22 protein-coding genes and 2 pseudogenes are annotated in these 25,119 nt (G+C 66.6%); 10 read left to right on the top strand and 14 right to left on the bottom strand.

Annotated features, from left to right (window positions below):
* The first annotated feature begins 57 nt into the window (after nt 1-57).
* Nucleotides 58-843: an IS21-like element helper ATPase IstB gene (gene istB / locus ACYVKZ_RS20300; protein WP_460994220.1), complete on the top strand. Its 786-nt coding sequence runs from the start codon at nt 58-60 to the stop codon at nt 841-843.
* 975 nt (nt 844-1,818) lie between these two features.
* On the opposite strand, the gene ACYVKZ_RS20305 is transcribed toward istB, so the two are convergent.
* Nucleotides 1,819-3,084, bottom strand: coding sequence for an NAD(P)/FAD-dependent oxidoreductase (locus tag ACYVKZ_RS20305; protein WP_460994222.1), 1,266 nt, complete (start codon nt 3,082-3,084; stop codon nt 1,819-1,821).
* Nucleotides 3,085-3,240: 156 nt separating this feature from the next.
* Here ACYVKZ_RS20305 and ACYVKZ_RS20310 point away from each other — a divergent pair, with 156 nt between their 5' ends.
* The 3 genes from ACYVKZ_RS20310 to ACYVKZ_RS20320 are packed head-to-tail and all read left to right on the top strand — an operon-like array spanning nt 3,241 to nt 6,034.
* Nucleotides 3,241-4,140, top strand: a complete 900-nt coding sequence (locus ACYVKZ_RS20310) for an ABC transporter ATP-binding protein (RefSeq protein ID WP_460994224.1) — start codon at nt 3,241-3,243, stop codon at nt 4,138-4,140.
* Between the two features lie 35 nt (nt 4,141-4,175).
* Nucleotides 4,176-4,991, top strand: coding sequence for an ABC transporter permease (locus tag ACYVKZ_RS20315; RefSeq protein WP_460994226.1), 816 nt, complete (start codon nt 4,176-4,178; stop codon nt 4,989-4,991).
* On the top strand, nt 4,970-6,034 hold the full coding sequence (locus ACYVKZ_RS20320; RefSeq protein ID WP_460994228.1) for an ABC transporter substrate-binding protein: 1,065 nt from the start codon (nt 4,970-4,972) through the stop codon (nt 6,032-6,034). Before ACYVKZ_RS20315 ends, ACYVKZ_RS20320 begins: the two co-directional genes overlap by 22 nt.
* Before the next feature lie 322 nt (nt 6,035-6,356).
* Here ACYVKZ_RS20320 and ACYVKZ_RS20325 read toward each other — a convergent pair whose 3' ends face one another.
* Complete coding sequence (locus tag ACYVKZ_RS20325) at nt 6,357-6,920, bottom strand: AAA family ATPase (RefSeq protein WP_460994230.1); 564 nt, start codon at nt 6,918-6,920, stop codon at nt 6,357-6,359.
* A gap of 744 nt (nt 6,921-7,664) precedes the next feature.
* Between ACYVKZ_RS20325 and ACYVKZ_RS20330 the strand changes: the two genes are divergently transcribed.
* A complete protein-coding gene (locus tag ACYVKZ_RS20330; RefSeq protein WP_460994232.1) occupies nt 7,665-7,976 on the top strand; it encodes a hypothetical protein in 312 nt (103 codons plus the stop codon).
* A gap of 260 nt (nt 7,977-8,236) precedes the next feature.
* Here the strand turns inward: ACYVKZ_RS20330 and ACYVKZ_RS20335 are convergent, their stop codons facing one another.
* The 3 genes from ACYVKZ_RS20335 to ACYVKZ_RS20345 all read right to left on the bottom strand — a co-directional run bounded on the left by ACYVKZ_RS20335 (nt 8,237) and on the right by ACYVKZ_RS20345 (nt 11,432).
* Complete coding sequence (locus tag ACYVKZ_RS20335) at nt 8,237-8,950, bottom strand: FadR/GntR family transcriptional regulator (RefSeq protein WP_460994234.1); 714 nt, start codon at nt 8,948-8,950, stop codon at nt 8,237-8,239.
* Between the two features lie 508 nt (nt 8,951-9,458).
* Nucleotides 9,459-9,935: a hypothetical protein gene (locus ACYVKZ_RS20340; RefSeq protein WP_460994236.1), complete on the bottom strand. Its 477-nt coding sequence runs from the start codon at nt 9,933-9,935 to the stop codon at nt 9,459-9,461.
* Nucleotides 9,936-11,282: 1,347 nt separating this feature from the next.
* Entirely contained in the window at nt 11,283-11,432 is a 150-nt protein-coding gene (locus ACYVKZ_RS20345; RefSeq protein ID WP_460994238.1) for a hypothetical protein, read from the bottom strand.
* Nucleotides 11,433-11,504: 72 nt separating this feature from the next.
* Here ACYVKZ_RS20345 and ACYVKZ_RS20350 point away from each other — a divergent pair, with 72 nt between their 5' ends.
* From ACYVKZ_RS20350 to ACYVKZ_RS20370, 5 genes and pseudogenes are all read left to right on the top strand, one after another.
* Nucleotides 11,505-12,491, top strand: coding sequence for a substrate-binding domain-containing protein (locus ACYVKZ_RS20350; RefSeq protein ID WP_460994240.1), 987 nt, complete (start codon nt 11,505-11,507; stop codon nt 12,489-12,491).
* A gap of 321 nt (nt 12,492-12,812) precedes the next feature.
* Nucleotides 12,813-14,061, top strand: a pseudogene (locus tag ACYVKZ_RS20355) (IS256 family transposase).
* Between the two features lie 76 nt (nt 14,062-14,137).
* The gene (locus ACYVKZ_RS20360) at nt 14,138-14,545 is read left to right on the top strand and encodes a MarR family winged helix-turn-helix transcriptional regulator (protein WP_460994242.1); all 408 of its coding nucleotides are present in this window, start codon (nt 14,138-14,140) and stop codon (nt 14,543-14,545) included.
* 142 nt (nt 14,546-14,687) lie between these two features.
* Nucleotides 14,688-16,118 carry an MFS transporter gene (locus ACYVKZ_RS20365; protein WP_460994244.1) on the top strand — a complete coding sequence of 477 codons (1,431 nt, stop codon included), beginning with the start codon at nt 14,688-14,690 and terminating at the stop codon, nt 16,116-16,118.
* Between the two features lie 299 nt (nt 16,119-16,417).
* Complete coding sequence (locus ACYVKZ_RS20370; protein WP_460994246.1) at nt 16,418-17,701, top strand: IS110 family RNA-guided transposase; 1,284 nt, start codon at nt 16,418-16,420, stop codon at nt 17,699-17,701.
* Between the two features lie 89 nt (nt 17,702-17,790).
* Here the strand turns inward: ACYVKZ_RS20370 and ACYVKZ_RS20375 are convergent.
* From ACYVKZ_RS20375 to ACYVKZ_RS20415, 9 genes and pseudogenes are all read right to left on the bottom strand, one after another.
* Nucleotides 17,791-18,702 (bottom strand): annotated as a pseudogene (locus tag ACYVKZ_RS20375) (IS481 family transposase); the annotation flags it as partial.
* Between the two features lie 119 nt (nt 18,703-18,821).
* Nucleotides 18,822-19,274 carry a hypothetical protein gene (locus ACYVKZ_RS20380; RefSeq protein ID WP_460994248.1) on the bottom strand — a complete coding sequence of 151 codons (453 nt, stop codon included), beginning with the start codon at nt 19,272-19,274 and terminating at the stop codon, nt 18,822-18,824.
* Nucleotides 19,275-19,287: 13 nt separating this feature from the next.
* Nucleotides 19,288-19,461: a hypothetical protein gene (locus tag ACYVKZ_RS20385; protein WP_460994250.1), complete on the bottom strand. Its 174-nt coding sequence runs from the start codon at nt 19,459-19,461 to the stop codon at nt 19,288-19,290.
* A 38-nt stretch (nt 19,462-19,499) separates the two neighbouring features.
* Nucleotides 19,500-20,099: a 3-phenylpropionate/cinnamic acid dioxygenase subunit beta gene (locus ACYVKZ_RS20390; RefSeq protein WP_460994252.1), complete on the bottom strand. Its 600-nt coding sequence runs from the start codon at nt 20,097-20,099 to the stop codon at nt 19,500-19,502.
* Nucleotides 20,096-20,875, bottom strand: a complete 780-nt coding sequence (locus ACYVKZ_RS20395; RefSeq protein ID WP_460994254.1) for an SDR family NAD(P)-dependent oxidoreductase — start codon at nt 20,873-20,875, stop codon at nt 20,096-20,098. The genes ACYVKZ_RS20390 and ACYVKZ_RS20395 overlap by 4 nt, the downstream gene beginning before the upstream one ends.
* Nucleotides 20,872-22,212, bottom strand: coding sequence for an aromatic ring-hydroxylating oxygenase subunit alpha (locus ACYVKZ_RS20400; protein WP_460994256.1), 1,341 nt, complete (start codon nt 22,210-22,212; stop codon nt 20,872-20,874). The genes ACYVKZ_RS20395 and ACYVKZ_RS20400 overlap by 4 nt, the downstream gene beginning before the upstream one ends.
* A 33-nt stretch (nt 22,213-22,245) precedes the next feature.
* Nucleotides 22,246-23,481 carry an NAD(P)/FAD-dependent oxidoreductase gene (locus tag ACYVKZ_RS20405; RefSeq protein ID WP_460994258.1) on the bottom strand — a complete coding sequence of 412 codons (1,236 nt, stop codon included), beginning with the start codon at nt 23,479-23,481 and terminating at the stop codon, nt 22,246-22,248.
* A complete protein-coding gene (locus tag ACYVKZ_RS20410; protein ID WP_460994261.1) occupies nt 23,478-23,798 on the bottom strand; it encodes a 2Fe-2S iron-sulfur cluster-binding protein in 321 nt (106 codons plus the stop codon). The genes ACYVKZ_RS20405 and ACYVKZ_RS20410 overlap by 4 nt, the downstream gene beginning before the upstream one ends.
* Before the next feature lie 7 nt (nt 23,799-23,805).
* Nucleotides 23,806-25,065 (bottom strand): MFS transporter, encoded by a 1,260-nt coding sequence (locus tag ACYVKZ_RS20415; RefSeq protein WP_460994263.1) that lies wholly within the window; start codon nt 25,063-25,065, stop codon nt 23,806-23,808.
* Nucleotides 25,066-25,119 lie beyond the last annotated feature (54 nt).

Below are 25,119 nucleotides of genomic sequence, written 5' to 3' on the forward strand. Positions count from 1 at the left end.
CGGCGCCGACCACAGGAGGGAACGCGTGCGCCCCCCACCGACGAAGACAGGAGCACCATGACCACCACGACCAGCACCGCGCCCGGGCTTCCGGGTCCCGCGGGAGCCGACCGCACCCAGCTCGCCGCCTCCCTGCGCGCCCTGCGCCTCTCCGGGATGCTCGACTCCCTCGAGAACCGGCTCGCCCAGGCCGCCGAGGGCCAGCTCGGGTTCTTGGACTTCCTCCAGGCCCTGTGCCTGGACGAGATCAACCGCCGCGACTCCACGGCATTGGAGCGGCGCACCAGGGCCGCGAAGTTCGAGACAGACGGGCGGATCGAGAACTTCGACTTCACCGCCGACCCCGGCATCCCCGCCGCCCGCATCCGCGACCTCGCCAACACAGAATGGGTCCGCACCGGCCAGCACGTGATCATCAGCGGTCCCGTCGGCTCCGGCAAGACCCACATCGCCACCGCGTTCGGGCACCAGGCCATCCGGGCCGGGCACACCGTCCGGTTCGCCGCCACCTCCCGGGTCCTGGCCGACCTCGCCGGCGGCCACGCCGACGGGAGCTGGGCCCATCGCCTGCGCGCCTACACCAAGCCCGACCTGCTGATCCTGGACGACTTCGCCATGCGCGAGTTCACCCCGGCCCAGGGCGACGACCTCTACGAGATCGTCAACGAGCGCCCCGCCCGATCGATCGTCGTCACCACCAACCGCGCCCCCGAAGAGTGGTACCCCCTGTTCCCGAACCAGGTCGTCGCCGAGTCCCTCCTCGACCGGCTCGTGAACAACGCCCACCAGATCACCATCCAGACCGGCTCCTACCGGGCACGCCGACGCCCCGCCGCCCAATGAAACGGCCTATCGACAGGCGATCGGATCCTGGACTGGCCGAGCCTTCCTCCCAGGCCTCCTGACGACGCCCGGGCCGAGGGCTACTATCACAACAGGCACTGGGGAATTCGGTGGCGAGAACGCCGGGGAATTCCGTGGCGATCGACAGACGGGCAGAGGCGAGTTCCTCTACCCCGAGTGGGACCAGGTAGCCGGCCACTATCGGCGGGACTGGTGTCTGGTCCGCGTGCGTGAGCCGCGGTCGGCCCGTTCGGCCGTTGGTCATCGGCGGACCCTCGCCCGCTACGGCCATCTGCTGTCCGGACTTGGGCGCCAGCTCGAGCGCATGGATACCGCGGGCGCGCTCTCGCAATGGGTCAGCCCTACCGCGATGACCTCGACCTGGACGCGCCTCGATACGATGATCGATCTGAAGACCGGCGTCGAACCGCCCTAGGAGGTCTTCAGTGCATTCTCAGTGTGCACCCCCATCAACCCGAGTTCGTCGACCGCCGAGCGGCGGAGCCGGGAAGGGCTCGCGGGAACACCCGCATCCTCGATCTCCAGCGCGACGCCGTTTCGCTCTTGTCGGAGACGCTCGAACGGGTCGGCGACCACTACGGGATCTATGGCGCGGACTGCCGCATCAGTGCCGTGAAGGATCTTGACGAGATGCGTTCCGCCGCAGCCCTGCATCGCCTGAGGGGGTGCGGCCCGACCATACGACGCGCGTGGCGCCGGCTATCCGCCACCTGACCCGCCGTCTTGAGCGACATCCGGCCCCAACTGATGTTGACCGTCTCCGACGGCCGTCCGTTCAATCTCGACTAGGGCCAGTACTACGGCTACGACGCGGTGGTCGAGTACGCGCTGGCGGACGCGGGCCGTGCGCTCGAGGAGGTGCGCTCGATAGATCCTGGGACCGCGGCCGTCCTGGGCGGGATGAGTGTCTCGTGCCGGAGCTTGTTGCGTCACACTGCTCCGGCACGGGGCTCTCTAGACGGTGACGGCAGCCAGTTCCTTCAACGGGCGGCTGGTATCCGAAGCGAGTTCGGGCGGGACCGAGACGCCATCGGTGAGCGCCTTGCGAACGAACATATAGTCGCGTGTCGCGTTGATGGCATCGATTGCGATGAGGCGACCCTCGGAGTAGTAGAGGACCGAAAACTGCTCGGTGTCCGGCTCGCCGCGCACCACGACGTTGTCGTACCCGATCGAGAGCCCTGCGATCTGGAGCTTGAGATTACCCTGGTCAGACCAGAACCAAGGCACGGCGGCGGCCCCGAGCGGGCGGCCGAGGAGCGTCGCAGCCGCGATCTGGGCCTGGGCGATGGCGTTCTGCACCGATTCGATCCTGTGTCGTCCCCGACCGGTGAGAGGGTGGGGGAGGGTCGTGCAGTCGCCGGCGGCGACAATAGAGGGGTTGCTTGTGCGGGCTGCGGTGTCCACTACGATGCCGCGGTCGGTCTCGAGGCCGAGCTGTTGGGCCAGCTCGGTGCGCGCTTCGAGGCCGATGCCGACCAGCACGACGTCGGCTGGCAGCACTCGGCCGCCGGCGAGGCGCACTCCGGTGACGGCACCCTGCTCGCCGTCATCCTCGCCCTCGAAGGAGTCCACGCCGGTCTGGAGGAGGACCTTGGTGCCGCGTCGCCTGTGGGCGCGGAGGTAGAACTCGGAGACGACCGGGGCGACAGCGCGGCCCAGAAGCCGGTCGGCTACGTCGACTACCGTTACGTTCTTGCCCGCCGCAGTCGCGGCCGAGGCGGCCTCGAGGCCGATGAAGCCGCCGCCGATCACGACGACGTTCGCCGCCGCTTCCAACCGCGTGCGCAGCTCGTTCGCCTGGTTGAGGTCGCGGAGGTAGCAGACGCCGCGGCGATCCGAGCCGGGAACCGGGAGCCTGCGGGGCCGCCCGCCCACAGTCAGAGCGAGCCGCGAGAAGGGGATCGATTCCCCAGTCTGGGTGGTTGCGACACCGGTTCCGCCGCCTGCCGTATCGAGCGTGATGCGCTCGATACGCGTCGATAGTCGGAGCTCGATCTGTTTGTCGGCGTACCACTCGAGCGATCTGAAGCCGAGCGAGTCCGCCGTGACTCTGCCGGCAAGGTAGGCCTTTGACAGGGCAGGACGCTGGTATGGCGGAGTTGCTTCGGCGCCTGCGAGCGTGATGGGTTCGGTGTCGCCGTACTCGCGCAGCGAGGTGGCCAGTTGCAGCCCTGCCTGGCTGGCGCCGACGATCAGTGTTCCGGTGGGTGCAATCATGCGATCTCCTTGGTTAGTCCATTGAACCATATCGCTCGGACGGCATCGTGGCGAGACTTGAATCGCACGTCCCTCCGGAAGAGATTTCCCCGAGATCTGGGGGGTCCTTGTGAGGCGACTCACGAAAGGGGTTGCCTTGGACTAACAATTCTTCCTATGGTGTTGGTCATGCTAAATACCACTGGCCGGACGAAGACGTTCGCGGGCTCAGCCCAAGACCGGCCCGACCCGCGGCATGACCGGTCGGAGAAGGGGCACCTTGCGGCGGGTGGAGTCGTCATCGACTACCCCAAACCGGGTTCCACCGAGGTGACCAGGGCGGTCGAAGACTGTGACCTCGCGCTGGAACGTGGCGACTTCGTCTGTCTCGTCGGTCCTTCAGGCTGCGGCAAGACAACTCTCCTCAATGCGATCGCCGGATTCGTGCCGATAGCCGGGGGCTCTCTCCGGCTCGATGGACGGGACATCCCTGGCCCTGGTCCCGACCGTGCCATGGTCTTCCAGCAGCCCAATCTGCTGCCGTGGCGGTCGGTCCTCAAGAACGTGACCTACGGACTCGAGCTGTCTAAGTCGATGCCGAAGGCGGAGGCGCGCGCTCGGGCTTCCGAGCTTCTCGACCTCGTGGGACTGGCCGACGTGGCGCACCAGTACCCGGCGCAGCTGTCGGGCGGAATGCAGGCGCGGGTCAACCTCGCGCGCGCACTTGCAGTCGATCCTGAGCTCCTGCTCCTCGACGAGCCATTTGCCGCCATCGATGCGCAGACCCGCGAGGTCATGCAAGGAGAACTCCTGCGGATCTGCGCGGCCAAGGAGGTCACCGCCGTCTTCGTCACACACGACATTTCGGAAGCCGCCTTCCTCGCAGACCGCGTGTGCGTGTTCGGGCCGCGCCCGGGCCGAATCGTCAAGGAGTTCGCGATCCCGTGGGAGCGGCCGAGAGACCAGGAGATCCGGCGAACGCCGGAGTTCGCGGCATTGTGCGAGGAGATCGCCTCTTCGCTCTACAGCGCGATTGCCGAAGCGCGTGCTCAGCAGAAGGGAGGCGAAGACCGATGAGCGCACCCTCTTCCACAGCCGCTAGGGCGTCGGCTGTGGACCGCAAGGCCAGCCAGTCTAGTGCCAGCCCCCGCACCGCGCGCGGAGTTCGCCGAATCGGTCAGGAGGGGCTGATCGGCACAGTGGCGGTGGTCTCAGCCATCGTGATCTGGGAGCTCGTCGCACTGGCACGCATCAAGCCGGCCATCATCCTTCCGGGGCCTATCGATGTCGTCAAGGCATTCGTCGACCTGTTCAGCAGCGGCTCAATCTGGGTCGACCTGGGGACCAGTGCTGAGGAACTGCTCCTGGGCCTGCTGATCGCCACGGTCATCGGCCTTCCACTGGGCCTGCTCGTCGGATGGTACCGGCGCTTGTCGTATGCGCTGAATCCCTTCATCAACTTCCTCTATGCGACACCACGAATCGCACTGACGCCGCTGCTAATCATCTGGCTGGGGCTCGGCAACTCCTCGAAGGTCGCGATCGTATTCCTCATGGCGCTGTTCCCCATCCTGATCAACGCCGCGCAGGGAGTGAAGGCGCTCGACCAGGGGTCCGTACGCGTGGCCAAGTGCTTCGGCGCGAGCGATCTGCAGCTCTTCACGACCGTGGCCTTGCCTGGAACCGTTCCGTTCATTGCAGGCGGGCTCAGGCTCGCCGTCGGCCAAGCGCTTATCGGTGTCTTCGTCGCCGAGCTCTCCGGCGCCGACCACGGCATCGGCCTCATGATGAGCACTGCCGGCCAGCAGTTCCAGACCGCGCAGGTCTTCGCGGGGCTGTTCATCTTCGCGTTCGCAGGCATGTCCCTCACCGCGCTGCTGCGCCGGCTTGAAAACCATTTCGCCGCGTGGCGACCGAGCTCCCACTGATGCAGTTTCCAAAATTCCGTCCTGCCGATCCGAAAGAGTGGTACCTGCTTATGAATGTCAGACGATTCGCCAAGGGGATCGGGGTGGTTGTTGTACTGGCGCTCGGCTCGTCCTTGGCAGCATGTGGCGGTGGGAGCAGCGCGAGCAGCAGCACCCCGAACCTAACTGTGAGCTACAGCGAGGTAGTGGCCGACGAGCTGCCCTTGTGGATCGCCGAAGATGCCGGCTACTTCAAGGATCAGGGGCTCACAGTCAACTTGAAGAGCGTCTCGAGCGACCAGGGCTTCCCTGCGCTAATTTCCGGCCAGACCCAGCTCGCCTCCATCGGCGGCTCGGAGATCATATCCGGTGCCGCGTCCGGCGCCAACGTGAAGGTCCTCGCCACGCTCACCCCCGTGCTGCCCTATGAGCTGTGGACCAAAGCGACCGACGCTGCCGGGTTGAAGGGCAAGAAGATCGGCATCACGTCCAAAAGCGGCTCGATCTACATCGCCACACTGCAGGCGCTGAGGCTGCTGGGTCTTTCCGTGTCCGATGTCACCCTGATCCCGCTTGGCTCGACGACGAACGTCAACAACGCCCTGCTCGCCGGGACTATAGACGCAGCAGTTTCGCACCCGCCAGCCTCCTCGAAGTTCCAAGCCGCTGGCTTCCACAGCCTGATCGACCTGGCCCAGCAGAAGCAGCCCGGGATCAACGTCGGGATTGCCTCGACGGCCGATTTCATCAAGTCGAATTCGAGCACAGTCACCAAGTTCATGACCGCCCTGAAGCAGGCGATCCAACGGGAGCGGAACGACGAACAGTACTGCCTGGGGCTGATCAAGCAGCACCTTGGCGTCTCAGACCAGAAGGCGCTGGAGCAGACCTGGCAGTACTACGCCAAGGATGTTGTGCCCTCCAACCCGACTCCGACCGTGGACGAGCTGAAGGCCGCGCAGCAGAGCCTATCCTCGGTCAAGGGGGTCAGCAGCCTCAACCTAAACAAGCTGCTCGACACGAGTTTTGCCACCTCGGTCTTCGGGCCGAACTCGGGAAGCTAGGAGTTGTAGGCGCGCCTCTCCCCAGAACAAGGCCGGGATCGGGCCCGGGACCACTCCCACAAGGAGGTGGCTCCCGGGTGTCCATTCCCGATCTTGACGGCACTCCGATCCGCCCTCGATCGAGGCTTGCGGGTCGCGATGCCATAACTGCGGCCAGATCTGAAATGTGGCCGGAGCCGGGCGTAGCAGAGGACGGGATAACGGCGAGTGATCAACGTCCGCGTCCCTACGACACAGACCCTGGGGCCATTCCTGAAGGGGGATGGCCCCAAGCCTGTCGGATGGCCGGATCGGCATGAGCGGACCGGCGGTTGGCCCTCCCTCAGAACTCGCCGCCAGCGGCCATCCAGCGCGCCGCTTCGCGCATATCTTCGCTCGCCAGCAGGGTAGGGTCGAGTGCGACGTCGGTTCGGATCGCAAGCGCCGCCAGTACTGCCTTGCGGGCCCGACGCCCATCCAGCCCGAGAAGCAGCTTGGCGAGATCTCCGTCTCCGTGACCTTGATCCTCGGCGAAAGGCATAAGAGCCGGCCACTGCCCGCTGAGCTCATGCACGATCCGTTCGATCGTCTCGACGTCAGGAAGGGTGGTCGCGAGCACGAGGTCGGCACGCGAGAGAACTGCCTCGTTCACCGCTTCGAGGAAGTTCGTCGTCACCACGAGAACGAGATGCGGGCCCTGGGCGCGGAGCGGGTCGAGCCCCGCGAGCACCGCGTCCGTCGCGCGATGCACGTCAACCGGGTTCGTCTCGAAGGAGGCACTGCTGCGTCGGACCGCCAGGGCTTCGACCTCGTCGATCAGACCGGTGGTGTGAGGGCGTCTAGCGGCGATCTCGGGCACGGTGTCCAGGAAGAGCCTCGACACAGCGCGCTGGCTCTCGCCGAGCATGTCGCTGGGGCACTCGTGCGATTGACCTCCACGAGCGTCGTCGCGCCCCGCTTGGCAACTTTCAGGGCCGCCGCCTGCGCGTGGCCCTGTGCGAGCGTGGTCTTGCCGGTGCCGGGAGGGCCCGCCAGCACGAGGAGCCCGTGGGGGCTCCCGACAGGTTCGTCAGGGGCCGCCCCTGCCGAAGGACGAGGAGTGCTGCGCCGCTCCTTCGTCCCTGCAGGCACTATCATCGGCTCCCATGGGTGTCGTGGTGGTCCAAGAGAAGCGCGGAATACGCACGACGCGGGCCGTGTCCTCCGCCGAGTCGTTGAAGTGCTGGTGCCAGAGGTAGAGGTCGACCATGATAAGGTCGCCCTTCTTCCACGGGTGGTTCTCGCCGCCTCAGGCTCGGTGCCGAGGTGTGAGTGGCCCTCGCCGTCGACGACGTACAGCCAAGCCTCGCCCGGGTGGCGGTGCATTGACTGGCCGCGGCCTTTCGCCGATCTCGAACATGGCCATCGTGATGCCGGAGGCCTCGTAGCCGATCGCCCGATCGAGGAGAGGTCGTACGCGTGCCGCCCGGGGTGTTGAGCATCTCGAGCTCGTCCCAATCGGTGTGCAGGCGACCGCTGCGGCGCTTGTCCTGCTCCTTGCCGAGGCGGCGCGCGTACGCGTCGTCGCCCTGGACGCCATCGGCCTTCGTGTATGCGGGGTGGCCTGGGAGCGTCTCGGAGCGGCTCGTGGCCGCGGTCCTCGAGGACAGACATGTCCATCGTGGCAACCAACGGCTCACTCGAGAAGGCCGCGTACCGGAGCGTCTCCCCGTTGTCGCTGCCCGACCGGCGCCAAGCCCAGGCCGGGATGTGCACCGAGTCGCCGGCGGCGATCTTCACATGGTCGCCGTCGATCTCGATCCAGCCCTCGCCCCAGATGCCCCAGATGCCCCAGATGCCCCAGATGCCCCAGATCATGGCATCCCAAGAGTGGCGGTGGATGGTGGTGATCGCCCCGGGGCCGACCCCGTGGAGCAAGGCATCCATCGAACGGGTCGAATTATCGCCGTCCTCGCCCATATAGACACCCACCCGGCTGCCTCGCAGCGTGCCCTTCAGCTCGACGTCCTCGAGCGGATCACGGTGCGATGGTTGGCACCCAGCCCCGGATGAAGTTCTCACGGGACTTCTGCACGTGGCACTGGCTTGTCTGGGTCGTAGTCTTCGTCGACACAGACCCCTCCTAAATACCTGAACCATTGATCCTCTGATTCTTCCCGGGAAAAGGTCAATGGTTAGGCCAAGCAAGGTGGTGCATACCGCTGGGCACGCACGTCGCCGGCGTCAGGGCGTGCGCACGCGCTCGGCCGTCCTACCAAGATGCTCGATCATGACCTTGCGGGCGGCTGCGGGATCGCGCCGCTTGATCGCCTCAGCGAGCTCACGGTGTTCGTCGATGCCTTGGCGGCTCATTGGCGCGGATATGTGCGACTCCTCGATGGACATCCGCATTGGGCCGTTGAAGCTCTGCATGAGCATCTCGATGGCTGGGTTGTGCGTGCATTCCGCGATTCGAATGTGAAAAGAAGCCGAGAGCTCCGGGGTGTAGGTGCCCGCCTCGAGAGCGCCGTCCGCCTCCTTGACCATTGCGAAAAGCGCTGCAATGTCCTCATCGGTCGCGCGCTCGACCGCCAGGGGCAGTGTGCCGAGTTCGACGATGAAGCGCGCTTCGATGACGTTGGCCGCTGTGAGGGAGGCGAGCGAGATGAGGTCGGCCAGCCCTTCGCCGAGCCGCTCTGCGGAGGGGCTGGTGAGGAAGGCGCCGCCGTGGGAGCCCACGCGAATCGTCACCAGCCCGTTGGTCTCAAGAACTCGCAGCGCCTCCCGAACGGTCACTCGACTCACGCCGAACCGTTGGCACAACTCTCGCTCGCTCGGCAGCCGGTCCCCCGGCTGCAGCCTCCCGTCGCGAATGAGCGCCTTTATCTGGTCGACAATGATCTGCGAGGCTCGGTCGACGTTGACGGGCAGGAACAATTCCGGAGTGTTGGTGGCCATCGTGCCCCCGTTCCTGTCGGCCGTCGATCAAACGGATTGGCAATCCGAGAAAAACCATAGGCCTCCGAGACACAAGGGCCTAATGAAATGCTACATGATCTCGGGCCGCTGGGACGCCGAGCTCGGGACGTCTCACTCAGATCACGCCTGCCAGCCTGGTCAACAGCGGGATCGCTCAGGTCAGTGCTGAATCTCGCCGGCATCGAAGTACTCCTCGAGCACCTCCACGATGTCCGGACATCAGCTCTGGTTGTGGTTCCCGAGGGCGGTGCGAACGACTCCAGCGATCGCCTGGAAGCGTGTTCGTGCGGAGCGATTTCGGTGGGCGAAAATCACCCTCGCGGTCCGGGCGGAGCAGGACGAGGAGTTCCAATAACTTCACGGCGCCGTCCGCGCCCCCCCTCGGCTGAGGGGTTGCGGAGACGGCGCATGACGCGTCCTACGCCTACGCGCAACCTTTGCCTCCTGCGAGAGGTGAAGCGGTCTCTCTTGAGCTCGGACCTCTGGCTCAGCGGCGTCCGCGAATCGAGACGCAGATCTCGGCCAGTGCCCTTGGAAGGTCCCGCTTGTCGGCGATGACGTGATACATCGCCGGCTCGCAGGCTGATCCGAGATAGCCCGCGCCGTCCGGATCGAAGGTAACGAGATACGGTTCCACCCGCCCTCCGCCGCTTCCTTGAGGGCACGCGCGGCATCCGACGGCGTAGGAGAGCATCGCCTCTTCGTCGTGCTGCTGGCCATAGTCGATGTCGTACGGGCGCCCGTCGGGCTCTTCGACGTCATTGACGACCGAGCCCGCGAATCCCTCGGCGCCGGCGAGCCTGTCGGCGAGGGGGTCGACGCGATACGGGCGCTGAGCCGCCGTCAGGCCCAGTTCCGCAAAGCGCACCTCATGCACCGCGCGGTGCGCACCTTCAGCCTGCAGGCCCGGTAGGATGTCGCGGACCCGCAGCACTGCCTCGGCGCTGGACTCGACGGTCGCCACGGGGTCGCGCAGCGACGGGCGCCGGGGACGATCCGGGCGATGGGCCCTTCCGGGCCGTCCATCAAGGCCCCGTGGTGAACGCCGCGGGCGGCCCTCGCCAGGCCGGGGAACCAGAGGTCGGGCGCGGCATCGATCCGGAGGTCTTCGCCCGTCGCGAAGATGCGCACTCCCAGCTGGGACTAGCCGAACAGAGCCGCGAGTCGCTCGAGCGCGGGCCGGTTGCATCCTGCTCCCCGGTCCGGCCGGCCGCGGACAGAGGCGGTTGAAGAGCGGCTCGTCTCGGTCGAGGTCGAACGTCCCGCGAGTGCAATGCATCGCCCGGTGGGTCATCGCGATCTGGAACATCCGTCCGCGGTGAACTCGGCGTGATCGTCCAGATATGAGAGTTTCTCCCATCCTGGGGAATCGGGATTTCCACCTCTGCTGGTTCTGAGTGGTCCTGTCGCAGGTCGGCACTCGGGGCACCCTCGCCGCGAATCTCTACCAAGTCTACGCCCTGTCCGGATCGCTCGCCGAGACGGGGCTCGTCGGAGCCGCGCGCAGGCGATCGCACTCGTGGCGCTGAGCCCGATAGGCGGGGCGCACGCGGACCGGCTCGACCGCCGTCGTCTGCTCCAGGCGTCGCAAGGGGTGGCGACGATCGTCGCCATCGGGCTGTCGGTGGTGACCATGGCGGGTTCGGCACTTCGCCGCAATCACCCTCGTCGCATTACTCGCATGGCTCAACACCAGCCTTAGCAACACGCCCTACGGCGCCCCAATGCAGTCCGCAGCTGCGCTGCCGCCCAGCCCGTTGACATGAGTTCGATGGGTATTACCATTGGACCAGCAGCGTGGGTGGAGGATGGATGGCCAAGGACGCACCTAAATCGGATTTGATCGCGAAGAAGTTTGCCCGTGAGAAGGACACAGCCCACAACCGACCTTCGGCGACCTCGGGCCCGCACTCGGCCGACCCATCGCAACAGCTGCGCTCAATGGACGTCTGTCTTGTCCGCTCTTGCCCGCTTCAGCACGGACCCGGGCGTCAGGGCTGCGAGCATCCGGATACAAGGTCCAGCTCAGCAGGATCAGCTCGCACGTCTCAGATCCTAAACGGACCCTGGCACGCCGAAACCTCCCCGTCGTCAGCCCCGACATCAAACTGGGCGAATCCATCGGCCCCAGTGCGGTCTCGGAGGCCCTCGCCCAACACTTGCACCGCTTCGGGCGCCCGCCGACCGAGGACCTGCTCGTCGCGCTGCGCTGGACCGGCGAGCCCGACTATCCACGACTGCGTGTGCTCGTGGAAGCGCTTGCCAAACCCTGGTGGACCGGATCGCCGCCCGATCACCCCTGTACCTGGTGCTAGACGCCGACCCGGCCAGGAACCTGGGACGAATCCTCCCCGAGGAGCTCTGCGGTCGGGTCGACTTGGTGGTACCCGACGGCGTCAGTCTGCACGACTACGTCGACCTCGGCCGTCCGCGAGCCCGCGGGCACAGTGCCAGTGACCATCAAGTCACCCTTGTTCTCGGGGCGGACCTTTCGTAGAGCACTCTGCCCCAACCATCTTCACGGAGGATCACAATGAATGTGCCGCTCACCCTCGCATGCGAGCGCTATGACCGGACTGAGGCGCTGCGAGATGGGCGCGTGGTACCGGCGGGGGTAGATCTGACATATCTGCCTCAGCAGGTGGAGGAAACCTTCTTTCGCATGGCCCGGTTCCGGGAGTTTGATGCAGCAGAGATGTCCCTTTCCAGCTACGTCGTGAGTCTCACCCGCGACGCGCCATTCGTGGCCATTCCCGTTTTCCCCTCGCGGTTCTTCCGCCACGGCGGCATATACGTCTCAGCCCTCTCCGGGGTCGAGGCGCCGCAGGACCTGCTTGGCAAGCAGGTCGGAATAGCCGAGTACCAGTTGACCGCGAATGTTTGGATCCGCGGCATTCTGGAGGAGGAATACGGCGTCCCGCTGGACTCGGTGACTTATCGCACCGGAGGGCTGCACGATCCTGGGCGGCCGGAGAAACTGAAGCTTGACATGCCGGAGGGCCTGCGCGTTATTCCTATCGGAACAGGTGAGACGTTATCTGAGATGCTGGCAGCGGGAGAAATCGACGCTGTGTACACACCGCGGGCTCCCAGAAGCTTCAGCACTGGCGACGGGCGCGTACGCCGCCTGTTCAGTCCTCCCGGCCCCGCGGAGATCGACTACTTTCGACGCACCCGGATTTTCCCGATCATGCACGTGGTTGTTCTCCGACGGGATGTGTATGAGAAGAACCGTTGGCTGGCCCGTTCGCTGTACGATGCATTCGTCGAATCGAAGCGGCTAGCCACCCAGAACTTTGCAGAAACGGCCACACTCCGCTTCATGCTGCCATGGTTATTGGACGAGGTCGAACGCACTCAGTCAATTCTCGGCGAAGACTACTGGCCCTACGGCCTTGAGCGCAACGTCGAGACGCTGGAAGCATTTTTGCGATATTCGTACCGTCAGGGGCTCGCGGGCCGCGAGATCAGACCCGAAGAACTATTCGCACCTGAGACCCTCGAAAGCACTCTGGTCTGATGCAGACCCGTCCACGCCGATGATCCGGCCACGTGTCCCCAACTGTGCATCTGGTGAGGCTTTTCCGGCGGCTGATCCTTGTATTCGGGTGGTGGAAGGAGGCAGAACCGAAAAGGGGGATGCCCGGGAAGACGGCGGGGTTGGAGACCGTCCGACCGAAACGCTTAGGATGACGAGCGAGCCTGCGGGGAGGGACGCGCAACTCGGTAGCGTCCGGCAGAGTGGTGTACGGCTCCCGGTGAGCGTGTCGTCGTAGGACGAGGACGGTCACCGCGTGATCCTTCGAGAAGTCTTCTACCTCGACTCGAAAGGACTGCCGCGATGACCGTCGCACCCAACAGTATCGATCCTGCCCGTTTCCTCGAAGAGCATCTGGCCCAGGCCTCTCCGGACCTGCTGCGGGAGATGATGAGGACGTTCGTCAACGCACTGCTCTCCGCAGACGCCGACGCGGTCTGCGGAGCCTCCTACGGCACCGCCAGCCCGGAGCGCGTGAACCGGCGCAACGGGTACCGGCACCGTGACTTCGACACCCGCGCCGGCACCATCGACGTCGCGATCCCGAAGCTGCGGGCCGGGTCGTACTTCCCGGACTGGCTGCTGGAGCGGCGCCGCCGTGCCGAGGCAGCCCTGACCACCGTGGTGGCCAACTGCTACCTCCTGGGCGTCTCCACGAGGCGGATGGAGAAACTCGTCCAGACCCTCGGGATCACCGGCCTGTCCAAGTCTCAGGTCTCGGAGATGGCCAAGGACCTCGACGCTCAGGTCGAGGCCTTCCGCACCCGGCCCCTGGATGCGGGCCCATACATTTTCGTCGCCGCGGACGCGCTGACCATGCGGGTGCGCGAGGGCGGGCGTGTGGTCAAGGTGGGTCGCGGTCCTGGTCGCCACGGGGGTCAACGCCGAGGGCTACCGCGAAGTCCTTGGCCTGCAGGTCAGCTCCGCCGAGGACGGAGCCGGCTGGCTGGGGTTCTTCCGCGACCTCGTCGCCCGGGGCCTGACCGGGGTCAAGCTGGTCACCTCCGACGCCCACGCCGGTCTGGTCGCCGCGACGGGGGCGACGCTGCCCGGCGCCGCCTGGCAGCGGTGCCGCACCCACTACGCCGCGAACCTGATGGCGGTGACCCCGAAGAGCTCCTGGCCGTGGGTGAAGACCCTGCTCGGCACGGTCTTCGACCAGCCCGACGCCGAGGCCGTGCACGCCCAGTTCGACCGCGTCCTTGCCGCCCTCGAGCACAAGCTGCCGAGGTCCTTCGCCCACCTCGAGGCCGCCCGCGAGGAGATCCTGGCCTTCACCGCGTTCCCGAAGTCCATCTGGCGCCAGCTCTGGTCGAATAACCCCAACGAGCGGCTCAATCGGGAGATCCGCCGTCGCACCGACGTCGTGGGGATCTTCCCCGACCGGGGCTCGGTCATCCGCCTCGTCGGCGCCGTCCTGGCCGAGCAGCACGACGAATGGGCCGAGCAGCGCCGCTACCTCGGACTCGACGCCCTCGCCGCCGCCTGCCGCGTCGGCGAGCCCAGCCCCGAGGAGGCGACCGAGCCCGACCTCCACGCCCTCACCGCATAACCCCGACCCCGAAGGACCACAGGATCAGATACACCACTCAAAAGGACTTGACCCGCAACTCGCATCCGAGCTGCGCATGGGTGTAGCGCGGCTCCGTCGGAGACTGGTCGCTGAGCGACACCCCGAGAATCGGCTTTCCATGGCTTCGATGGCAGTGCTCAGTGCCCTGGAGCGCCAGGGGCCACTGACGATCACGGAGCTTGCAGCCCACGAGCACGTTCGGCCTCCCAGCATGACCAGAACAATCAACAAGCTCGAACTAATGGGTTGTGTGAGTCGAACGCCGCACACACGTGACGGCAGGGCAGTAGTGGTATCTATCACCGACAAGGGATGCGAGCACCTGCTCAAAGACCAAAACCAGCGGGACGCATGGCTAGCCCGGATTCTGGCCGAACTGAGTCAGGAAGACCGAGAAGCCCTAACGCAGGCCACCCCCATTCTCGAGGCGCTCTCGCACACCCCTAGAAAGTGGAGCCACTAGCCCTCGGCCAGACGCCCGTCGGAGCCGTCGGAGGGCTCGGAGACGTGGAAACAATTTTCGTATCCACCAGCGGGCAGCAAATCAACCGCCACCGTCGGATTTTGTTAGGATTGCTAACTATGTATCGCTCGGCAGGACCGTCATGACCGACCACCCGCGCAAGGGGCTCGTGCTCGCCATCTGCTGCATGAGCCTGCTCATCGTCTCCCTGGACGCCACTGTCGTGAACGTGGCGCTTCCCTCGATCCGGCGCGAGCTGGACACGACCGTCTCGACGCTGCAGTGGACGATCGACGGCTACACCGTGGCGATCGCCAGCTTCCTGCTCCTCGCCGGCTCCGCCGCGGACCGGATAGGCCGGAGGCGCGTCTTCCAAGCCGGACTCGTGACCTTCGGCCTCGCCTCGCTCCTGTGCAGCCTGGCGCCGACGATCCACCTGCTCATCCTGTTCCGGATCCTGCAGGGCATCGGCGGCTCGATGCTCAACCCCGTCGCGATGTCGATCATCACCAACATCTTCACCGAGCGCCGAGAACGGGCGCGGGCGGTCGGCTTCTGGGGCGCCGTCGTCGGCGTTTCGCAGGCCTTCGGGCCGCTGGTCGGCGGGTATCTCACCGAGCATGCCGGGTGGCGCTCGATCTTCTGGGTCAACGTGCCGATCGCCGCCCTTGCGGTCGTGCTGACCGCGCTGTTCGTGCCGGAGTCGAAGTCACCTCGTGCCCGCGGGATCGACCCCGTAGGGCAGGTCCTCGTCATCGTCGGTCTCGCCTCGCTGGTCTATGCCCTCATCGAGGGGCCCGGCCAGGGCTGGGGCTCGCCGGTCATTGTGGCGCTCATCGTGGCCGCGGCCGCAGCGGTGGCGGGGCTCATCGGCTACGAGCGCCGACTGAAGGAGCCCTTCCTCGACGTTCGGTTCTTCCGCTCAGTGCCGTTCTCCTCGGCGACCCTCGTCGCCGTCCTCGCGTTCGGGGCCTACGCCGCCTTCCTCTTCGTCAACGCGCTCTACCTGCAGCAGATTCGGGGCTACTCGCCGTTCGTCACCGGGCTCTATATGCTTCCCCTCGCGGCTTGCACACTGGCCGCCTCGCTCAACTCGGGGCGTATGGTGGGTCGTTTCGGTACTCGGCCCTCGCTCATGATCGCGGGCGGCCTGCTGTGCGCGAGCGGGATCAGCCTCACGTTCCTGCGGGCCGACACGCCGTACGCCGTCCTGCTCGTCTCCTACGTGCTCTTCGGCCTCGGCTTCGGGACCGTGAACGCTCCCATCACCACCGCGGCCGTCGGGGGCATGCCGATGTCCCAGGCCGGCGTGGCCGCTGGCGTCGCTTCAACGAGCCGCCAGGCGGGCGCGTCGATCGGCGTCGCTCTGGCCGGGACGCTGACCGGCGCCGGCACGAGTGATGTGATCGGCCCGTCCTTCACCGGCGATGCCCACCTGTTGTGGTGGGTGGTCGCGGCTTCGGGGCTCGCCGTCCTGCTGATCGGGTACGTCTCCACGACCCCGTGGGCGCACCGCTCCAGCGACGCCGTGCGGATGCTCTTCGAGGAAAGGAGCGAGTGGGCGGGCGTCTAGCTGTATGAGGCCATGACGTTGGTGACGCCGGCGCGTGCCTTGGTTGCTGGTGGCCGGTTTCCGACGGCAGTATGTGGTCGATGGTAGTCGGAGGTGTCTCTGGAGAGCCGGCCGGATCGGGGTGAAAATTGCCCTGCGGCCGCCCGTTGACGTCGTTACAAGTTGGTTCCAGAGGCCGGATGATAGTCGGGCGCGGGGAGCTGAGTTCCTGGGCCGGTTCATGTTGCTTAGAGCACGAGGATTAGATTCGTCCTTCCCTGCAGCTCCCACGGGCGGCCACGTTCTTGCCCGGTGGTGCGGTGGAGGAGGTGCCGACAGTGGATGTCGATCAAGAGGAAGCGGAGATCATTGCTCGGGTCGCTGCGTTGGACATCGGCAAGGCTGAGGCGGTGTGCTGCGTCAGGGTGCCTGGGGCCACTGCCCGCGGCCGCCGCGTCCAGGAGGTGCGGACCTTCTCGACGATGTCGCGTTCGTTGCTCGAGCTCGCGGACTGGCTGGCCGAGCTGGGTGTGACGCGGGTGGTGATGGAGGCGACGTCGGACTACTGGCGGGCGCCCTTCTACTTGCTGGAAGACCGGTTCGAGACATGGCTGGTCAACGCCAAAGACGTCAAGCATCTGCCGGGCAGGCCCAAGACGGACCGGTTGGACGCGGTCTGGCTGTGCAAGGTCGCCGAACGGCAGATGCTGCGGCCCAGTTTCGTGCCACCGGCACCGATCCGGGAACTGCGGGATCTGACCAGATACCGGGTCGACCTGGTCGCGGCACGGACCGCTGAGAAGCTCCGCGTGGAGAAGCTGTTGGAAGACGCCCAGATCAAAGTCTCCGTCGTGGTCAGCGACGTGTTCGGCAAGTCCGGGCGGGCAATGCTGTCCGCGCTGATCCAGGGCGAACGCGATCCCGGTATCCTGGCCGAGCTCGCGCTGGGCACGATGCGCAAGAAGGCGGCACTCCTCCGCGAGGCGTTCACCGGCAGGTTCACCGAGCACCACGGGTTCCTGCTCTCGCGGATGCTCGCCCGGATCGACGGGATCACCTCTGATCTGGCGGTCCTGCAGGAGCGGATCGACGCCCATGTGTCGCCGTTCCAGGCAGCGGTGGACCGGCTCGATGAGATCCCGGGGATCGCGGCGACGGGCGCACAGGCCATCATCGCCGAGATCGGCCTGGACATGACCCGGTTCCCCACCCCGGCCCACCTGGCGTCCTGGGCGAAGTTCGCCCCGGGCATCCTGGAGTCGGCCGGCCGGAAGAAGGGCGGATCCGCCACCGGGCACGGAAACCCCTACCTTGCCAGAGCCCTCGGCGAGGCAGCCGTGGCAGCGAGCCGAACCAAGACGTTCCTGGGCGAACGCTACCGGCGCATCGCCCGCCGACGAGGTGCGAAACGCGCCGTCGTCGCCGTCGGCAGGTCCATCCTGGTCATCATCTGGCAGCTGCTCAACGATCCCGACACGCGGTTCGTGGACTTGGGACCCGGGTTCTTCGAAGCCCACATCAACGCCGGCCGCAGGGTCCGCACCCACGTCCGCGAGCTCCAGAGCCTGGGCTACCGCGTGACGCTGGAACCCGCCGCTGCCTGAACCGCTACCTGAGACGAAGCCCGGATCGCCTCATCCGTCCCGCCCGTCGCGCCGTGGTCACCGGCACCGGGTCACCCATTTTCGGATTAGTTGTAGTGGACGTTCCAGACCGCCAGGGCTTCGGTGCGCTGGTGTTCTGAGGTCCATTCGCGGGCGTAGACGAACTCCTCTGCCAGGATCCGGTTGTAGCGCTCCACCTTCCCGTTGTGCCGTGGCGTGTACGGGGTGATGCGCTGGTGCCGGGCGCCCTGGAGGACGTGGGCGAAGTCGTGGGCGCGGTAGCAGGAGCCATTGTCGGTGACGATGCGGTGGATCCAGGTGATCCCGTGCGCGGCGAAGAAGGCCTTGGCCCGGGTGACGAACCCGATCGCGGTGGCGGCCCTCTCGTCCGGCAGGGCCTCGGTGTAGGCCAGTCGGGTGTGGCCGTCCACGGCGGAGTGGAGGTAGACGTAGCCGGCCCGGGCTCCCTTGGCCTTGGCCCGCTCGGCGGCCTTGGCCTGGGCGCTGCCGCGGCCGCGGACCCGGTGGCCGCCGCCGTCGGGGATCCGGCCGACCTTCTTCACGTCCACGTGGACCATGTGCCCGGGCCAGCGGGCGTGGATCCGCTTCGGTTCCCGGTTGGACTCGCCGTTGGGGTCGATGAAGCGGCGCCGGTTCAGTCCCAGATGGGCCAGGTGCCGGGACACGGTGCGGGTGCTGATGCGGATGCCCTCGTTGCCGAGCTCGTGGGCGATGCGGGCCGCAGACCACTTCCTCTCCCGGCGCAGCGCCTCGATCCGGACCACGACTTCGGCCGGGGTCGCGGTGGGCTGGCGCCTGGGCACCGAGGGCCTGTCCTGCAGGCCCAGCTCGCCGTGCCTGCGGTAGCGGTTGACCCACGTGGAGGCGCAAGCGCGGGAGATGCCCATCTCCGCGGCGACGTGGGCGATCGGTCGGTCCTGGCAGCGCTTCACCAGGCGCCGGCGCCCCTCGAGGGACAGCGGAGCGTTACCGTGGGTCATAGACGGGTCTTCCTTCGGTCAGGCGAGTTCTTTGGCGATTACTCATCCTGCCGTGGAAGACCCGTCCTCGTTCAGCTACACCCGCACCCAGGCGTCAGCAACCTCATGACCCGCAACACCTAGGCTTCCCCGCCGGGCTCCGGGCGGTAGTCCGGGTCGAGGTGGTGCTTGGGGGTGAGGAAGTTGTCCGTGAACTCCCCGCGGGAAATTTTCACAGGGATCTCGCCCTCGAGCCCGAGCTCGATGATGTCGTTCCCGGATTTGAGCTCCTCTGGCGTGAGTGCCTCGATGCGGAGCGCGACCTGGCCGGCCTGCCACGCGTTGAGCGTCCACGTGAAGTGGTTCTCCTCGGAGGTGGGTCGCAGCCCGTAGGGGGCGTCCGTCCCCTCGCCGGGGACGATGGTCAGCTGCGAGCGGCCACCGGAGTCGGGGATCGCCTCGCGGACGTCGATGGCAACCGGGTTGGTCTCGAAGTCCTGCAACACCTTGGTGAGCGCGAGGAGGTCGTCGCGGTAGCCGAGGAACAGGAACATCGGGTTGAAGTCACTGGGCATGTTGTCGAAGCGCAGCATGGTTTCCTCCTGGTCAGTCCTGCAGGATCCGCGCGATGTCCTCGGAGTGGGTCAGCTCGGCGCTGTCCTCCCCGTCCAGGCGGGCCTCGATCCACTGGCCGTCGCCCATGTTCTCCACGACGGTGGCCTTGATGCCGCCCACGAGCTCGATGCGGGCGCCGGCCTCGAGGGCAATCACATTAATCATTGATGAGTCCTTGGCTGCTGGGCTTTAGTGGATGGCGTCTAGAAGAACGTCGTGAGGTTCTTCGCCAGCAGGACGTTCTGGTCGAGGATGATCTCGCGGCGGGCGACCTTCCATCCGGCATCCGTGAGGCGCAGCGTGTCGTTGCGCTTGCCCACGAAGAGGTACGTTTCGTACTCGACGCGGTTCTGGTAGACGAGGAAGCGCGACCGTACGTCGACCTCGCGCTGGCCCGCCTCGTTGTCGCGGACTGCGAGGATCTGGACGTTCGAGATCATGTGGCACACCCGTGAGAGCGGCTCTTCGGCGTAGTGCACGCCCGTGAGGATTTGTTCGACGCGCTTGTTGAGGGTCCACTTGTCCTCGTCGAACCAGCTGATGCCCTGGCCGGACACCGTGTTCTCCCGCTCGGAATGCTGCCCGAACTTGACGTTGCGCCGGATCGGCATGAAGTAGACGAGGTCCTCGTCGAGGAGGTCGAGCCATTCCTTGAACTGGCGGTTGTCGATGAGGTCGGCCTCGGTGTAGAGGAAGTCCTCGATCTCGGCCTTGAGGCGGTAGAACGCGTCGTCCCGGACCAGGCCGGGCTGGGACGGCGCTTCGGGCCGCTCTTCTTCGACGGTGGTCTCCTGCGTGCTCATGAATCCTTCTTCCTTGCCACCGGGCCGCCCTGGTGAGAGAAGCAGCCCACATCAATGACTGTGCCCGAGATCGCCTCGGCCGCGTCGCTCACCAGGAACGCGACTGTATTGGCCATGTCTCTTCCGTTGATCGGGCGGCCTGCCACGGACCCCGGGGCGCCCTTCCCGAGCTTCGACGCGTCGTCGCCCACGCGGCCCAGCGAGATCCCGGAGACGATTCCTCCGCCGCCCGGGACGACGGTGTTGACCCGCACCCGGTCGTGGAAGAAGTCGTAGGCCATCGCGGCCGAGAGGGCGAACACGCCTCCCTTGCTCGCTGAGTAGGCGGCCATGTTCGGCTTGCCCCACCCCGAGCCGGAGCCGATGTTCACGATCGATCCGCCGCCGCCCTCGATGAGGTGCGGCAGGACGGCGCGGGACGTCAGGTACGTTCCCTTGAGGTTGATCGCGACAATCCGGTCGAACAGCTCCTCGTCCGTGTCGAGGACCGTTCCGAGCGGGCCGATGGCCGCGTTGTTCACGAGAGCGTCGATCCGGCCGTGCTTCGCGGTCGCGAAATTGACGACAGCGGCCACCTCCTTCGCATCGGAGATGTCGCCGCTGAGCGCGTCCACGCTCACGCCGCGGTCCCGCGCCTCCGCGACCGTGCCCGCGACGGCGCCGGCGCTGACGCCGAACGCGACGACACGGTGCCCCGCCTCGGCGAGGCCCAGCGTCATCTCGCGCCCGATCCCCGACGTCCCGCCGGCGACGATGACGACCTTGGACGCCGTCACGCGTCCGTCTTCCCGAGCAGGACGTCCCAGCTGGCGCCGTTCATGTAGTTCTTCCACGTGCGGTAGTAGCCCCTCGCCATCTGTTCTGTTGGCTGGAGGGTCGTACTGCCGGAGTAGCCCTCGTAGCTGGGGATATCTGCGCCGAGCGACTGCTGGTAGTTGAACGGGTAGCGGCGCGCGACGGTCCCGGTGCTGGCCTGGGTCGCGTAGAGCCAGTTCTCCATGTCGTCCTGCTCGGTCATGCCCGCCGGGCCCGAGTAGCGCATGTAGTAGCGGCGCAGGTAGTCCTTGACCTCGTTGGGAGCGTCCTTGTCAACGAGGAAGAAGCGCCAGGCCTCGGTGCTCGTGGGGGACTGGGGGTGCCACGCGCAGAGGCCTCGCGGCTGCCGGCCGTGGTACGAGGTGTTCGGGAAGATCGCGCCGACGAACGGCAGGAGTCGGGAGTGCTCGCCGAGGCGGATCTTGCGCTCCTCGTAGCAGTGGCGGAAGTACTCCTCCAGCACGGGGTTGTCGAGGAACGACTCCATGTACTCGTTCTCGCTCGGCTGGACGGCCGAGTGGACGCCGTGGCCTTCTGGGAAGCTCACCCAGATGTGCTGGGCCTTCTCCATCTCGTTGTCGCGGCGGCCCTTCTTGCCAGCGGCGGCGCTGGGGCCGATGCCGATGAGGTCCACGGAGCGGTGGCTGGGGTTGTGGTACGTGTCGCCGAGGAAGTTCTCCGCCGCGAACTTCCAGTTGGCCGGAAGGATCCACTTGTGGACGCCGATCACCTCGGAGCCGCCCTCGCGGCCGTCGCGGCAGTCGAGAGCCTGGTCGAGGTGGACCTTCGCATCGCCGAGGTAGGTGACGAAGTCGGGGGCGTCCTTGTCCCAGGTGGCCCAGATGGTGCCCTTGTAGTTCTCGAGCTTGGCGACCGAGACGAGGCCGCTCTTCTCGCGGTCGAGCTGGCCCTCGTAGAGGCTCCGGTATTGGGGGACGCCCTGGAGCTTGCCATCGGTCGTGTAGGTCCACGAGTGGTACGGGCATGTGAAGAGCGAGGTGTTGCCCGACTCGTAGCGGCAGACCTTCATGCCCCGGTGGCGGCACGAGTTGAGGAAGACCTGGATCTTGCCGGCCTTGTCGCGGCACATGATGACCGACTCGTCGCCCATGCGGGAGGTGAAGAAGTCGCCGTTCCTGGGGATCTGGCTCTCGTGGCCGACCATCAGCCAGGCGCGGGTGAAGACCTTGTCGAGCTCCTCCTTGTAGAGCTCGGAGTCGACGAAGAGCTCGCGGCTGATGAAGCCGTTCTCGGTGTCGACGAGGCCGTCGAGGCCGGCAAGGGTCGGGTTGCTCATGAATGTGTCCTTTCGTGAGGATCGCTCGTGGGTTTAGACGGTCCCGACGGTCTTGAGTGCGCCGCGTAGCGAGAAGCCGGGCTCCCGCAGCTGCTCCTCTGAGACGTGGACGCGGTTGACCAGGAGCCGTCGGGCGGCGAGGTGGTCGCCGGGGCTGTTGACGGATTCGACTGCGATGAGCCTGCCGTCGCGGATCCGGCATACCGAGAAGCGGCCCCGGGTCGTGTCTCCGAGGACGAACGTCGTGTCGGTGGGCTGGGAGAGCCCCGCGATCTGGAGCTTGTCGCCCGTCTGGTGGCTCCAGAACCATGGCACGTCGGCGTATTCTCCGCAGTCTCCGGTCAGCTGGCGGGCCAGGAACCGGGCCTGGTCTGCGGCGTTCTGGACCGACTCGACGCGCACGAGTGCTGTCGTCTCGGGACGAGGGTGGTTCGAGCAGTCGCCGATCGCGAAGATGGCCGGGTCCGACGTCGCGAGGGACGAGTCGACGACGATCCCGTTGCCGATCTCGAGGCCCGCGGCCTCGGCGAGTTCGACGTTCGGGATGACGCCGATTCCCACGAGGACGAGGTCGATGTCGCGGACCTCGCCGCCGATGCGCGCGCCGGCCACGCGGCCGTCTTCGGCGCGCACCCATTCCTCGATGGCCGTGCCGGCGAGCACCTCGGAGCCCCACTCCGTGTGCCGCGCCGAGAAGTATGCGGAGATCTCTTCGGACACGGCGCGGCCCAGAACGCGGGGCGCCATTTCGACGACCGTGACATTCGCGCCCGCGAGGTTCGCGACGGAGGCGAACTCGAGGCCGATGAAGCCGGCACCGACCACGAGGATGTTCTTCGCGGCCGAGAGGGCGCCGCGCAGGCGATCGGCGTCGTCCCGGGTCCGGAGGTAATGGACGTTGGCAGGCTCGCCGCCGTCGAACGCCAGACGACGGTTGCGGGCCCCGGTCGCGAAGACGAGCCGGGTGTAGGGCAGGGCCCGGCCCGAGGCCAGGGTCACGGTCGAGTCTTCGCGGGAGACCGACACCGCCGGGTCGCCTGCGATGAGTTCGATGCCGTGCTCGCGGTAGTACGTGGCGGCCCGGATCGGGAGTTCGGCGGCGTCCATGTGCCCGGACATGTACTCCTTGGACAGGGGCGGGCGCTGGTACGGGAGGTCGGCCTCGTCGCCGACGAGCACGATGCCGTCCGCGTAGCCCAGCTCGCGGAGGGACACCGCGAGCTGCGCTCCCGATTGGCCTGCGCCGATGATGACGGTCCCGGCGCTCATTGCTCCTCCGGGAGGTTCAGCACGAGGCCGTCGAGCTCGTCGTCAACCCTGATCTGGCACGACAGGCGGCTGTTGGGCTGCCGGGCGCAGGCGGTGAACTCGAGCATGTCGTCCTCGTCGAGGCCGGGCTCGCCCACTCGGCCGGTCCAGGCGGCGTCCACGAAGACGTGGCATGTGGCGCAGGAGGCTTCGCCGCCGCAGTCGGCGACGATCCCCTCGACGCCGCCCAGGAGGGCTGCGCGCATCGCGCTCGAGCCTTCTGCGGCGTCGACCTCTTTGGTGTCGCCGTCGGGGCGGACAAAAACGATCTTTGGCATGGCGCGCTTACTCCTTCTCAGCGGCGGCGGGTGCGACGGCCGGCTTCTGGCGGTCGCGGACGAACAGCATGGCGATGAAGCCGAAGATGGGACCTGCGGCGAGGGCGAGGAAGGCGATGTCGAACGACTTGGCCGCGCCGAACACCGCGCCGACCACGACGGGGACGACCACGCTTCCGAGCTGCCAGATTCCGTTCGCGACGCCGGAGGCGCTGCCGGAGACGCCGTTCGGGACGAGGCGCGGGACGAGCGAGACGAGGAGGGGGCTCCAACCGTAGGCGGCCAGTCCGAGGAACGGGGCGGCCCAGAGGAAGGCCGCCGCGCTGTCGAGGCGGCCGAAGACGAGCAGGATCGAGGCGAACAGGGCCAGCAGGATGATCGAGGGGATCTTGCGGGCGCCGCCGAAGAATCTGTCGCAGATCCAGCCGATGATCGGCTTGGCGAGGACCGCCGCGACCGCGAAGATCCCGACGACGAGTCCGGCGGTCTCCGGCGAGATGTGCTTGCCCTTGATCATGAGGGTGTTGGACCACGTCACGAAGCCGTAGAGGCCCCAGAACGCGCCGAAGCCAGCGAGGCACGTGAACAGCAGGTTCGGGTTGGTGAACATGGCCGCCAGATCGCGCCGGAAGCGGCCTTTGGGCGCGTCCTTGTGCTCGGTGACGAGCGGGCCCGGCTTGAGCGTGAAGAACAGGGCGGCCGCGACGGCAATCGAGATCGCGCCGAACATGATGTACGAGGTGCGCCAGCCCGAGGCCGTGATGAGGGCCGGGACCACGAAGTTTGCGATGGCCGTGCCGAGCGAGGTCGCAGCTGTGAAGATGCCCATGGCGAAGCCCTGCTCCTGAGGCTTGAACCAGCTCACGATGAGCCGGATGCCTGCGGCGTAGTCGGCACCGGCGAAGAAGCCGACGACGGCCTGGATCGCGATGCCGATGGAGGCATTGGTGGTCGAGCCGAAGGCCAGCATCGAGGCGCCGGCGCCCAGGAGGGAAACCGTCAGGATGACCTTGCTGCCGATCGCATCCGAGGCGAAGCCGCTCCAGAAGTTGGTCACGACGTACCCGATGTAGTACGCGGTCGCGAAGGCCCCAAGAGCCTGGACGGTGACGTGGAGGCTCTCGCCCACGAACACCGAGGCCGGGCCCCACGTTGAACGGTCAATCGAGGTGAGGGTGAACGAGGCCCAACAGGCGACCAGGATCAGCCATCGGTAGCGCGGCATGCCGACCTCTGCCTTCGTTGCGGTTGCTGCGGTGCTCGACATTGAGCCTCCAGACGTCATCAAGGGGGATGGGATTTCAGCAGGTTCTTCCATCCC

Source organism: Sinomonas soli (assembly GCF_054782415.1).